Annotated in this window: 11 protein-coding genes; 8 read left to right on the forward strand and 3 right to left on the reverse strand. The window is 39.5% G+C overall.

The genetic code is table 11. The annotated features are described in order from the left end of the window. Positions 1 to 246: 246 nt before the first annotated feature. Positions 247 to 1,605, reverse strand: a complete 1,359-nt coding sequence (locus tag JYB65_RS02610; RefSeq protein ID WP_206581063.1) for an amino acid permease — start codon at positions 1,603 to 1,605, stop codon at positions 247 to 249. 237 nt (positions 1,606 to 1,842) lie between these two features. On the opposite strand from JYB65_RS02610, the gene pdxR reads away from it, so the two are divergent. The 3 genes from pdxR (at position 1,843) to JYB65_RS02625 (ending at position 5,485) form a co-directional block, all read left to right on the forward strand. Next, positions 1,843 to 3,270 (forward strand): MocR-like pyridoxine biosynthesis transcription factor PdxR, encoded by a 1,428-nt coding sequence (gene pdxR, locus JYB65_RS02615; protein ID WP_206581064.1) that lies wholly within the window; start codon positions 1,843 to 1,845, stop codon positions 3,268 to 3,270. Positions 3,271 to 3,384: 114 nt separating this feature from the next. Next, positions 3,385 to 4,320 carry an EamA family transporter RarD gene (gene rarD, locus JYB65_RS02620; RefSeq protein ID WP_206581065.1) on the forward strand — a complete coding sequence of 312 codons (936 nt, stop codon included), beginning with the start codon at positions 3,385 to 3,387 and terminating at the stop codon, positions 4,318 to 4,320. Between the two features lie 4 nt (positions 4,321 to 4,324). Then, positions 4,325 to 5,485, forward strand: a complete 1,161-nt coding sequence (locus JYB65_RS02625; RefSeq protein WP_206581066.1) for a YkvI family membrane protein — start codon at positions 4,325 to 4,327, stop codon at positions 5,483 to 5,485. Positions 5,486 to 5,597: 112 nt separating this feature from the next. Here JYB65_RS02625 and rpsT read toward each other — a convergent pair whose 3' ends face one another. Next, complete coding sequence (gene rpsT, locus JYB65_RS02630; protein WP_206581067.1) at positions 5,598 to 5,861, reverse strand: 30S ribosomal protein S20; 264 nt, start codon at positions 5,859 to 5,861, stop codon at positions 5,598 to 5,600. A 143-nt stretch (positions 5,862 to 6,004) separates the two neighbouring features. Here rpsT and gpr point away from each other — a divergent pair, with 143 nt between their 5' ends. The 5 genes from gpr to hemW all read left to right on the forward strand — a co-directional run bounded on the left by gpr (position 6,005) and on the right by hemW (position 11,630). Beyond that, complete coding sequence (gpr, locus tag JYB65_RS02635; RefSeq protein WP_206581068.1) at positions 6,005 to 6,892, forward strand: GPR endopeptidase; 888 nt, start codon at positions 6,005 to 6,007, stop codon at positions 6,890 to 6,892. Positions 6,893 to 6,939: 47 nt separating this feature from the next. Then, positions 6,940 to 7,863, forward strand: coding sequence for a stage II sporulation protein P (spoIIP, locus tag JYB65_RS02640; RefSeq protein WP_206581069.1), 924 nt, complete (start codon positions 6,940 to 6,942; stop codon positions 7,861 to 7,863). A 17-nt stretch (positions 7,864 to 7,880) separates the two neighbouring features. Next, positions 7,881 to 8,093: a hypothetical protein gene (locus JYB65_RS02645; RefSeq protein ID WP_206581070.1), complete on the forward strand. Its 213-nt coding sequence runs from the start codon at positions 7,881 to 7,883 to the stop codon at positions 8,091 to 8,093. A gap of 319 nt (positions 8,094 to 8,412) precedes the next feature. Further along, positions 8,413 to 10,224: a translation elongation factor 4 gene (lepA, locus tag JYB65_RS02650; protein WP_206581071.1), complete on the forward strand. Its 1,812-nt coding sequence runs from the start codon at positions 8,413 to 8,415 to the stop codon at positions 10,222 to 10,224. 245 nt (positions 10,225 to 10,469) lie between these two features. Next, positions 10,470 to 11,630 carry a radical SAM family heme chaperone HemW gene (gene hemW / locus JYB65_RS02655; protein ID WP_206581072.1) on the forward strand — a complete coding sequence of 387 codons (1,161 nt, stop codon included), beginning with the start codon at positions 10,470 to 10,472 and terminating at the stop codon, positions 11,628 to 11,630. A gap of 292 nt (positions 11,631 to 11,922) precedes the next feature. Here the strand turns inward: hemW and JYB65_RS02660 are convergent, their stop codons facing one another. Then, positions 11,923 to 12,468: a hypothetical protein gene (locus tag JYB65_RS02660; RefSeq protein ID WP_206581073.1), complete on the reverse strand. Its 546-nt coding sequence runs from the start codon at positions 12,466 to 12,468 to the stop codon at positions 11,923 to 11,925. Positions 12,469 to 12,753: the final 285 nt, after the last annotated feature.

Genomic DNA, 12,753 nt, shown 5'->3' on the forward strand with positions numbered 1-12,753 from the left:
AGGTACCTGAAAGATTTACTTCTTCGGTGTATGACCAGAGGTCACAGCTCTCCCGCTACCTTCATCTGAATGAATAAATTTTACCGATATATAATAATACATATTGAATAAAGTTGCAATAATTATTTATAAAATGTAAAAGTATAATGTACACATAATACTGAATACAAATACTATGATATCCGCTTTGGAGCAGTATTTGCTTGCTATTGAAGGTGCTTTAAAAAGTTAGCTAAAGGATCTACGTTATTTATGTGGACTTGCAAGGCTTTTTATACTATAAAAAACCTCAAGCATGATAAACCATACAGGAGTTACAAACAAAGCAACTCGCGTTTCTTCATTCAGCGACAATACGACCAGCACAAAAATAAAGAATGCTAAAATGATATAGTTGGCAACCGGATAAAAAGGCATTTTAAATTTGGATTTAGCAGCAAGCCGGGAGTTCGTCTTTCTATATTTCAAATGGCAAAGTACCATCATTGCCCAAATATAAATAAAGCAGAACGTTGAGATACTTGTAATAAGAATAAATATTCCCTCCGGCATGATATAGTTCAAAATCACTGAAACGAAGATCGCAATGGCAGAAAATATGGTGGCGTTCGACGGTATATGCCGGGCGTTTAACTTTTTCATGAAAGCCGGTGCGTTCCTTTCTTTAGCAAGGGAGTAGGTCATACGGCTCGTACTGAAAATACCGCTGTTGCAAGCAGAGGCGGCTGACGTTAACACAACAAAGTTGACGATGCTGGCTGCTGCGGTAATTCCTACTGCAGCAAATACCTGCACGAATGGGCTCTTTTCCGGATTGATGGCATTCCATGGATAGATACTCATAATGACAACAAGTGCGCCTACATAGAAAATGATGATTCGAATAGGAATGTTGTTAATCGCTTTTGGAAGGACAACTTGAGGATTTTCCGTTTCACCGGCGGTTAACCCTACCAATTCGATACCGGTAAAAGCAAATACAACCATTTGGAAGGATAAAATAAAACCTTCCGTTCCGTTCGGAAACCATCCGCCATGGCTCCAAAGGTTGGAAAAGCTAGATATTCCTGCATCTGTGGAAAATCCTTTTATAATCATAAAGGTACCGATTACAATTAATGATAAAATGGCAATGACTTTGATTAAGGCAAACCAAAATTCCATTTCTCCAAATATCTTTACAGTCATCAGATTCATGGCAAATAAAATAATGAGTGCAATAAGAGTAGGAACCCATTGTGCTATATTTGGCAGCCAAAACTGCACATAAAGTCCGATAGCAGTTAAATCGGCTATTGCAAGGCAAATCCAGCAAAACCAGTAAGTCCACCCTGTAACGAAAGCTGCCCGCGGCCCAAAGTAATCCTGTACAAAATCGACAAAGGAATGGTGGTTTAAATTAGAAAGCAATACTTCTCCAAGTGCACGCATAACTAAAAAGCAAATAATGCCCGTGATTATGTAGGCAAATAAAATAGACGGACCTGCTAAGTGAATGGATATTCCTGAACCTAAAAATAAGCCGGTTCCGATTGCTCCTCCAATGGCAAGCAATTGAACATGCCTATTCTTTAAGCCTCTTGATAAATGTTGATTGTTTGACATACAAATTTCGCCTTTCTGAAGGTCACGGTTTATAATCCCTCTACTTGTAGAGTTATTACAGGATTATTAAAATAGAACGTCTTTTTTAACGTTCGACAAAACCGTACGGAATAATGTCAATTGGCACCATTAAAATTACTCAAACTGGCACTATTAAACAGGGCAATCCTTTAGTATAATGGAACCAGTGATGGAACGATTGAAAGCAGAGAAATCAACATAGAGGAAGTATTTAGAATGATTACTGTAGACAAAGAACGGAACATACCAATATATTTGCAAATCTATAACCAAATTAAAGAACAGATTATCTCAGGGCAATTAGAAAAAGGAAGCGTCCTTCTTTCCACCAGAAATTTAGCCAGAACGCTGCAGGTGAGTCGTAATACCGTTGAGAGCGCCTATCAGCAACTGTGTTCAGAAGGATATGTTTCCAGTAAAGTGTGTAGCGGATATATTGTACAGAAGGTAGAGGTTAGTTTATATCATCAATTTTCTTCACAAAGAAAACAATCCTTAAGTGAAGTATTAAAGGAATTTCATGAACAGGGTGTGAAACCTCCGGCAAAATATAATTTTCAGTATGGCAGGTTAAACCTAGAGGATTTTCCGCTTGCCACTTGGAGAAAAATGATCAATCGGGTTCTTTCTTCAGAAGAAAATAATTGCTTGTGTGCCTATAACGATCGATTGGGTGAAGCCGATTTACGAGTTGAAATCATGAAATATCTATACCATTCCAGAGGGGTAAGCTGTAAACCCGAACAAATTATTCTTTGTTCGGGCACTTTGTCATGCCTAAGTATTATTTGTCAATTATTTATGGATCAGGATCGAAAGATTGCCGTGGAAGAACCCTGTTATGACAGTGCCAGAATACTCTTTCAAAATCATGGATTTCAGGTTTCTCCGATAGAACTGGAAGAAGATGGGCTGGACATCGGCAAACTCAATCATACCTCTTCAAAACTAATCTATGCCACTCCTTCGCATCAATTTCCTACTGGGACGGTCATGCCAATCAATAAAAGACTGAAGTTAATCGAATGGGCGGGGAAAAATGATGCATACATCATTGAAGACGATTATGACAGTGAGTTAAGATATAACAGCAGACCGATACCTTCCATGAGTTCCCTCGACAACAAAGGGCGTGTTATTTATATGAATACCTTTTCCAAATCTTTTGCACCTGCTTTGCGTATGAGCTTTATTGTTTTACCGTATAGCCTGCTGGAAAAATATAAAATGAATTGGAGTAAATACAATTGCAATGTACCTTGGCTGGAACAGAAAGCAATGTACCTATTTATGAAAGAAGGGAATTGGGAACGTCATCTCAGAAAAATATGCTTGCTAAACAAGAGGAAACATGATGCCCTGGTGAATTCAATCCATCAATATATGAAAGATCGAGTAACGATTCATGGCAAGAATGCCGGACTGCATATTTTGTTGGAAGTGAACAACCAAATGTCAGAAAAGCTTTTGATTGAGAAAGCCGCCGGCGTAAATGTAAAAGTCTATCCGGTTTCAAACTATTGGGCGAATCCGCAAAACTATACCGACAATATGGTTTTAATGGGTTTTAGTGGGTTATCAGAGGAAGAAATAATAGAAGGGATTCAATTACTGGAATCGGTATGGTTTGATTCACCTTCTTGATTCCGGTATTTTTGAACGCAACAATCCTTTTAGAGGGGTTTTGATTGCTTTCGTTTCTGGTAAGTGATACCATATACGAAGTATGAATATCTTGATAAAGGAGGATGAGAAACGATGGAAGCATCTTTGAAGAAAAGTGAATATCGGGTTGGTTTATTTTGTGCTTTAGGATGTGCGACGATGTGGGGGTTGCTTCCTATTTATTGGCATGCTCTTAGACCGATTGATTCTTTTGTGATTATTTTTTACCGAATTGTTTTGGTAGGGCTGACCACATTTTTAGCGGCCTATAAATTACACGGATGGGAAAAAATCAAAGCGCCGTTGAAGCAAAAAAAAATGTTGTTTACATTTATAATAGCAGGGATATTAATTACGTCCAATTGGAGTATCTATATTTGGGCTGTCAATGCCGATTTAGTCATACAGACTTGCATCGGTTACTACATAGAGCCGCTGATGGTTTGCCTCTTTGGAATATTCTTATTTAAAGAAAAACTGACGAAATATAAATTGGTTGCGCTGGGCTTTGCGTTTGCAGGAGTCGTTGTAGTGCTCATTCATTTCCATGAGATACCGCTCATCGCTTTGAGCTTGGCTTTAACCTTTGCCGTTTATGCAGCCATAAAAAAGAAATACAAAGTGGAAGCATTAATTTCTTTATTCTATGAGACTGTTTTCCTGACGCCCATAGCGTTAGGAATGGTGATCTATTTTGAGGTCACCGGAAGAGGAGCGTTTAGTGTTGCTCAGCCGCATCAATTCGTTTTGCTGGCGATCATCGGTATCGTCACAGCCATTCCATTGGCACTCTTTGCTATGGCGGCGAATCGGGTATCTTTAATAACCCTCGGCATCACGGAATATATATCCCCCTCGATTTCCTTACTGCTTAGTATTTTCTTTTTCCGTGAACCGTTTGATCGCATACAACTGATTTCCTTTGTTATCATATGGATCGGTTTGCTCTATTTCACTTACGGAGAAGCCAGGGAAGTAAAGGAATACAAAGAGCAGAATGTATTAGAGAGTATACCAATAGGAGAATGAACGCATGAAAGAGAATCATAAACTTGGCGTTTTAGGAGTTGCCCTGATGTATGTCGGTGCTATCATGGGAGCTGGATTTGCTTCAGGCAGAGAAATATGGCAATATTTTGGGCTCTTTGGCGTAAAAGGATTTATCGGTGTTGCGGTGGTAGGTTGTTTATTGATGGCCATCGGCGTGATGACAAGCCGCATCGCCAGAAGCCTTCATACAAATGATATGGGAAAGGTTATTGTCCCGGGAAATCATCCTGGGTTGATTGAGTTTGTCGGATATTTTATGGCAATTATGCTATTCACAGTGTTAGTCGCCATGTCTGCCGCTTGTGGCGCACTGTTTCATCAGCAATTCGGTCAGAGCCGGATAGTGGGCGGCATGCTGATTACTGCTTTGGTCATCCTAACAGTGATAGGAGGATTTGAGCGGGTTGCGAAAGTATTCCGATGTATCATGCCGCTGCTTTTGTGCGTGGTGCTCTCTTTAAGCTTGATTGTTATTTTTTCAGATTTACCGAAGTCTTCCATACAGGCAGAGATGGCCCCAAGTCCGTTTGCACCTAACTGGATTTTAGCGGCGATGATTTACGTTTCGTATAATATTTTAGCCGTTATACCTATTGTAGCCACCGCTTCAATCAATGCAAAAAATGATCGGACGGCGGTGACGGGGACTATTTTAGGAGCGCTATTTTTAGGCGCGCTTGCGTTTCTGTTAACCATGGCAATGTTTCGAGATATGGGATTTTCTCAAGCGATGGATATGCCGATGCTGGCTTATTCTGCGAGAATATCAAAGGGAGTCAACGTGCTTTACACTTCCGTGTTACTCTTTGCGATCTATTCTTCTGCAACCAGTAATTATTATGGGTTTACGACAAAGATCAAACCTTCGCCTACACGTAAATTGAAAATTATTTTGCTTGCCTGTTTAGGTTTTATTTTTGGTCTGATCGGATTTACAAATGTAGTTGCATTTGTGCTTCCTATCGAAGGACTTATGGGATTTGTTATCATTGCCATGATTACGATGAATTATAGAAGAGTGATGAAAATGGATAAGAAAATAGCGGAAGAGGATTCGCAGATAGTCTCTTCGCAACAAAATAGTTCAGAGGATGAACATGCGAAAGAAACGGAAAATAAACCGTTAAAGGAAGAAATATCGTAAATATATTTTTGCATAAAAAAAAAGATGGGAGACACTTCCATCTTTTTTTTGATTGTCGTTTAAATTGTCAATCAGTACGTTTAACTTACGTACAGGTGGGGACGGGTGAGCTTTATTGAGCTTTATTGAATCTTTTAGTTAATCTTGAAATCTTTCTTGATGCTGCATTCTTATGGATTGTTCCCTTCGCAGCAGCCTGCATAAGCCTCTTTTCTGCTAACGCTAATTTTTCTTTAGCTGTTGAAACATCGCCAGCATGCATTGCACTTTCAAAGTTCTTTAGAATTGCTTTAAGATGAGACTTGATACGTCTGTTTCTTGCAGTCTTCTTGTTGATAACTAAGATTCTTTTCTTTGCGGATTTAATATTTGCCATTTAATTCACCCCACTTTATACTTATTTGTTTGCTTCCGCGCGAATTCGCGGAAATTGCAAATATTTCGCGTCTACAAGTATATATGAATAAAAAATAAAATGCAAGGAGAAAATAGAAATACGAGGAAAAAGGGGTGATTAAGATGGACTATAGAACCGATTTAGCGATAGAGAATGTAGAGATGTATGATCAAAAACGTGGAAAAACCGGAGATATCGACGGAGTATTCATGGAAAAAATAGATTATGGAGAAGATATTCGCGCGACAAGAATAAAAATTTTAAACCAACAAGGAGAGAAAGCCCTTCAAAAACCTGCCGGAAATTATATTACGATAGAAATTGATGGTCTGATTGATGGGCAGGAAGAATTAAAAGTACGCGCCGGAAAAGCACTGGGTGAAGAATTAAAAAAGCTGATTAATTTTCATTATTTTCTTAAAGTTCTTGTGATAGGTCTTGGCAACGACCGGGTAACGCCGGATGCATTAGGTCCCTATACGGTCTCTAAAGTGAAGGTAACCAGACACCTTTTCATTATATATGAGGCGGAAGGCGATGAAGAAATGTCTTGTGTCAGTGGCTTCATCCCTGGGGTAACAGGCTCTACGGGAATGGAGACTGCTGAGTTGATTAAACAGGCAGCAGAAATCAGCAATCCGGAAGTCATTTTAGTGGTCGATTCACTGGCAGCGAAAAATATCGAACGAATCAGTACCACCATTCAAATTAATGATACCGGCATCTCACCGGGTTCCGGCATGGGCAATCAGCGGACGATTTTGAATGAACAAACGCTGGGCCGAAGAGTGATCTCAGTAGGCGTACCTACTGTTATTGATTCCAGCACACTGATTATGGATGCATTGCAAGGATATATAACAAAACCGAGAGAGGTAGAAGATTATATCGAGCAAAACGGACAAAATATGATCGTTACTTCCACCGATATCGATCAAGTTATAAAGGATTTTTCAGATATTATTTCAAATGGAATTAATATTACTTTACACCCGGGCATATACTCCTAAGAGTAGGTCAGACTTGAACTAGGTTTGAACCTTATGGAGGGATAAAAATGAAGCGAAAACAATTGCTGATAATGGGTCTGGTGGTATTCTTGCTGACAAGTATTGTAACAGTGAAAGAGTTAGGCAAAGACCAAAAAGAAACATTTAAGTTTACAGAAGAAAGCATCGCAAAATTATGTCTGTCCAATGCGCTGATCGTTGCGGATAGGGAAGATTCAGAGCCAGAGGGAATAGATGGTTACCAAGGACCTTCAGAAGGGCAAGGAGAGGCAGAGAATCTGGAGCAGCCTATAGTCGAAGAAACTCCGCCTACGACTGCACCGGCAATCGTTGATACGGAAGATGCTAAAAACGTAAAAATAGACAGCAGTAAGCCTCTGGTTATTATCTATCATACCCATGCTACAGAGGCTTACCAGCCTTATCCGGAAGGGAACTTTCACCATGTTCCAGAGGAGGGAACTGTCAGAGAGGTTGGAAATGTTCTGACAGCGGAACTTCAGAAACTGGGCGTTCAAGTAATTCACGATAAAACCATTCATGACAATCCATCCTATAACCAATCCTATAGTCGTTCCTTGGAGACCATACAGGGTCTGCTTGCGAAATATAATAAGCCGGCCTTGGTTATAGATTTACATAGAGATGCCGCAAGCTACAGCGGTAATGTGGGCAAAACGGCCATTGTGAATGGTGAAACGGTAGCAAAGTATGACTTGGTAATCGGGCAGGGAAATGCCAATGTTCAGCAACTAACATCTCTCGCCAACGCGATTAATCAAAAAGCAGAGGGAATGTATCCGGGATACGGCGGTAAGATTATTGAAAAGGAATATCGATTTAATGAATACGTATCAGATAATTGTATTCTACTTGAAATCGGTAATAATGAGAACAATATCAGAGACGTTAAAGCATCGGCAAAATGCTTTGCCAATGTTATAGCCGAGGTCATTAAAGACCGTCAATAACAAAAGAGGAGAAACAAATGAAAAATTATTTATGGAGATGTATCCTTATCTTCATTCTTGCTTTTGTCGGTATGACATGCCTGACTGTAGTGGATAGCATAAGCGGAACGATGGTAGGATACGAGCCGATGCTGGGCATCACAGTGAATGAAATAGGAGATAAAAGTCTTGAAGCGACGGCGTTCGGCCAGAAAGTTTATTTCGATTTCAGTGCTTTTTCTCAAAAATGATACGGCATAAATAACAATGTTGATTCTAAGATTGAAAAGTGTCCCCTGATATTTTTTCGGTGAATAACGGAATTCACGGAAAATATATTTTAATTGAAATTGGCAAGAATATCAATTAAAATATGGTATAATGAACGCTACGGATTCAATTCAGCGTTGCCTTTTTGTCCCAAGCTTGCTTGGCAAGGCAAAACGGACAGCAGGGAGCGGAGCGATTCGGAGACGAAGGCGTTGCTGTAAGGAAGCGTTCATTGAATCATGCTGCGACATGGCTTGCATGGTATAATGAAAAATGTATACATTATAACGAGGGGGCACTATGGATTCATACCAAAACCATATAAGAAATTTTAGTATTATTGCACATATAGATCATGGCAAATCTACGTTAGCTGATCGGATTATTGAAAAAACAGGGTTGGTTGCGCATCGAGACATGAAAGAACAGTTTCTGGATAACATGGACTTAGAGCGCGAGAGAGGCATTACGATCAAGCTTCAGACCACCAGACTTTCCTACAAAGCAAAAGATGGACAGGAGTATATCTTTAATCTGATCGATACACCGGGCCATGTGGACTTTACGTATGAAGTATCCCGAAGCTTAGCGGCTTGCGAGGGTGCTATTTTAATTGTAGACGCCACGCAGGGTGTGGAAGCGCAAACCTTGGCCAATGTATATCTGGCGCTGGATGAAAACTTAGAAATCATACCGGTGTTAAATAAGATTGACCTTGCCAGTGCCAGACCGGATGAAGTGAAATTGGAAATTGAAGATATCATCGGTATTGATGCGGAAAATGCACCGCTTGTATCCGCAAAAGAAGGCATCGGCATTGAGGATGTTCTGGAAGCGGTTGTTGCGCAGGTTCCGCCTCCTTCAGGCGAGCTTGACGGTAAATTGAAAGCGCTGATTTTTGACTCCTACTATGATAACTATAAAGGGGTTGTTATTTATACGAGAATCTTCGACGGTCGAGTGAAAAAAGGCGATATCGTTCGAATGATGAATACGAAGAAAAAATATGAGGTTACCGAAGTTGGCGTCTATTCACCGGGGCCGGTGCCTTGCAAAGAACTGAGAGCGGGTGAAGTAGGCTATATTTGTGCCAGCATCAAGCAGGTAGCGGACGCAAGAGTGGGTGATACGATTACGTTGGATGCGGATCCTACAGAGGACATCCTTGCGGGTTATAAAAAGGTTCAGCCCATGGTTTACTGCGGTATCTATCCGGCTGAAGGGGAAAAATATGAAAACGTAAAAGATGCACTGGAAAAACTTCAAGTAAACGATGCCGCTTTCCATTTTGAACCGGAAACCTCTACCGCGCTGGGATTTGGATTCCGATGCGGATTCTTGGGTCTGCTTCACATGGAAATTATCGTGGAGCGTTTAGAACGGGAATTTGACTTAGGCGTTATCACCACCTCACCGAGTGTAATTTATAAGGTGATTATGAGCGACGATACCATAGAAATGATTCAGAATCCATCAAACTTACCGGATCTAATGACGGTACATCATATCGAAGAGCCGATTGTAAAGGCAGACATCATGATTCCGAAGGAATACGTCGGTTCTATCATGGAACTTTGCCAAGATCGCCGAGGTAAAATGATTCACATGGAATATATCACGGAAACCAGAGTACAGCTTCATTATGAAATGCCGCTCAACGAAGTCATTTATGATTTCTTTGATGCTCTTAAATCAAAGACCCGGGGATACGGTTCACTGGATTATGAATTTATTCGGTACGAAAAGTCAAACGTAGTGAAACTGGACGTTCTTCTGAATAAAGATTTAGTGGATGCCTTCTCTATGATTGTTCACGAATCAAAGGCCTATGCAAGGGGAAAATTTGTTTGCGAAAAGCTGAAAGAAATTATCCCGATGCATCAGTTTGAAGTGCCGATTCAGGCGGCTATCGGGCAGAAGGTCATCGCCAGAGCAACTGTCCGGGCTTATCGCAAGGACGTTATTGCGAAGTGCTACGGCGGCGATATTTCCAGAAAGAAAAAGCTGCTGGAAAAGCAGAAAGAAGGAAAGAAACGAATGCGTCAGTTCGGTACGGTAGAAGTACCGCAAGAAGCGTTCACGGCCGTACTGAAATACGACGACAATAAATAGTACGATTGAATACAAATTCCACACAATTAAAATCGTAAAAAAGGGGTTATCTCAAAAGTCTGAATTCTAGATAGCCAGTATCTGCGGATACGTTTTCAAAATGATCCGCTGCTATTGGCTATCGAGAAATATTCAACCTATTTTGAGACAGCCCCTATATTATTACAGTGGCGTAGTAGGTAGTATCATTGCTACTAGGGCTTTGACTTTACCAGTAGGAATTTGAACGATAAAAGGGAGTTAAAATGAAAAATCTAGGCCTGTACATCCATATCCCATTTTGCATCAAAAAATGCTTTTATTGTGACTTTTTATCCTTTGAAAATACAGGGTTTGAAGTACATAGACGGTATATTGATGCAGTAAAAAAAGAGATCGAATATTACGGCGGAATTTACGGTAATAAATATTTAGTAAATTCGATTTTTATCGGAGGCGGAACACCCTCTTTAATCGACGCTCATTTGATTGAGGAATTGATGGAATCACTGAAAAAATACTTTCCTATAGCGGAATCGGCTGAAATAACGATCGAAACCAATCCAAAAACCTTAACGCGTCAAAAACTTGAAATCTACAGAAGAGCCGGAGTGAACCGGTTAAGCATAGGTGTCCAAAGTTTATATGATATGGAGCTAAAGCGATTGGGCCGGGTTCATAAAGCAGAAGATTTTATAGAGAATTATAAAACAGCAAGAGAGGTGGGATTTCAGAATATCAATATGGATTTAATGTTTGCTATTCCGCAGCATACACAAGAGGTGTGGGAGGCAACCTTAAAGCAGGCGATTGATTTAAATCCGGAACATATTTCTTTTTACAGCCTTCAGCTGGAAGAAGGGACGCCTTATTTTGAGCAGTTTGAAAGAGGGGAGATTCTGCAAATTCCGGATGAAGTGGATAGGAGAATGTATCATCGGGCTGTTGAGCTGTTAACAAAAGCCGGATATGAACATTATGAAATATCCAATTGTGCTAAAAAAGGGTTTGAATGTAAACATAATTTGAAATATTGGAATATGGAAGAGTATCTGGGACTTGGATTAGGCAGTCATTCTTTTGTAGAAGAAATCCGATTCAGCAATACGAAGGATTTGAAACTTTACAATCAAGCGTTGGCTGCATTTCATTCAGATCCTGCGCCATGGGTGACCGAACGATATAAAAACACGCCAAAAGACAGCCAATCCGAATACGTTTTTACAGGAATGCGAAAATTAAGAGGGATTGATTTGATCGATTTTAAAGTGCGGTTTGGCAAAGAATTTTTCGAGGCATATCCAGAACAAAAAGAAATGGTTGAAAAGTATATGGAACAAAATTACGTTCGTATCGAAAACAACCATATGAGCTTTACCTTAAAGGGGATCGATATATCCAATCGCATTTTAGCGGAATTTGTATAAAATAAGAACTATTTCTGTTTATGTTTTGCTTGCATTAAAATGTAAAAAATTGTATGATGAAAAAGTACAAAACTGAAAGTATGTAAATGCCAAACAATAAAGAAAAAGAGCGCAATCCTGTGAAGGAAAGCGCTCTTTTCTTTGTAATGCTATTATAGAATGAACTCCATGAAAGAAGGGTAGGGCCTATTTGCCAGCACTACCCTTTCTTATTACATCATATATAGTTGATCTTTATTGATTAAATACTGCCGGTAAATTATCTATTTTTTAAATTTATTTATTAACTTAATTAGATTTCAACAATTGTAATACTTGCTTCATATATATCAAAATTGAAATCTAAGGATACTGTGTTTCCTGCCATCCACTGCAAAGCAGAATTAGGCTGTGTTACATGAACGATATTGGCTTTATTAAGCTGTGTTGAATTGATAAAGAAGGTCTGTATCAGTACGTCAACACTATTTGTCGTATATTCTAAAGGTGCTCCGTCTAAGAACAGCTTTGTTACAATCGGATCCGATCCTTGAGGGTCGAAAAAGTCAAAGTTTGCTACCAATGCATGGGTATCTACCAGATATCTGCCCGGTTGTAATATGATGGTATTATTACCGGAAAGTTGAATCTTACATCCGTCTGCTATTGCAGTTATACCAACTTCAATAGGCTGAACGTTGCCCACTGGCCAAAAACCTGAAATTTGTTGACCTCGTGCAGGTGGTGTAAAGTTAAAACCGCTAACAAATTGTGCACTGGCTTTTTCTACATATCTTGGTTCGTTACAGCAATGATTTCTTCTAGGGTCACCGCAGCAACTAAAATTGTAGTAATTCATAACAATTTCCTTTCTTACTATATAATTTACACCATTTCAGATGTGCCTAAGAAGCAAAACCAAGTTTTAATTCTTAAGTAAGCCCTTATTTTATCCAGGCAATAATAAAAGGATTTTATTATGAAGTCTCATTTATTATATTCTGCCAAAGTAGGATGTGTGATTGAGCCGGAACTGCTTCTTTTGATAGGCGTATAGTGATTTTCTATTGGATGAAAAAACAGCTTATGTTATAGTAGAAGAAAGATTACAAAATAAAAATGAAGACGAAGATCACGTTAGTTA

The organism is Clostridium aminobutyricum (assembly GCF_017255415.1).
In the GTDB taxonomy this organism is placed as follows: Bacteria; Bacillota; Clostridia; order Peptostreptococcales; family Anaerovoracaceae; genus Aminipila; species Aminipila aminobutyrica.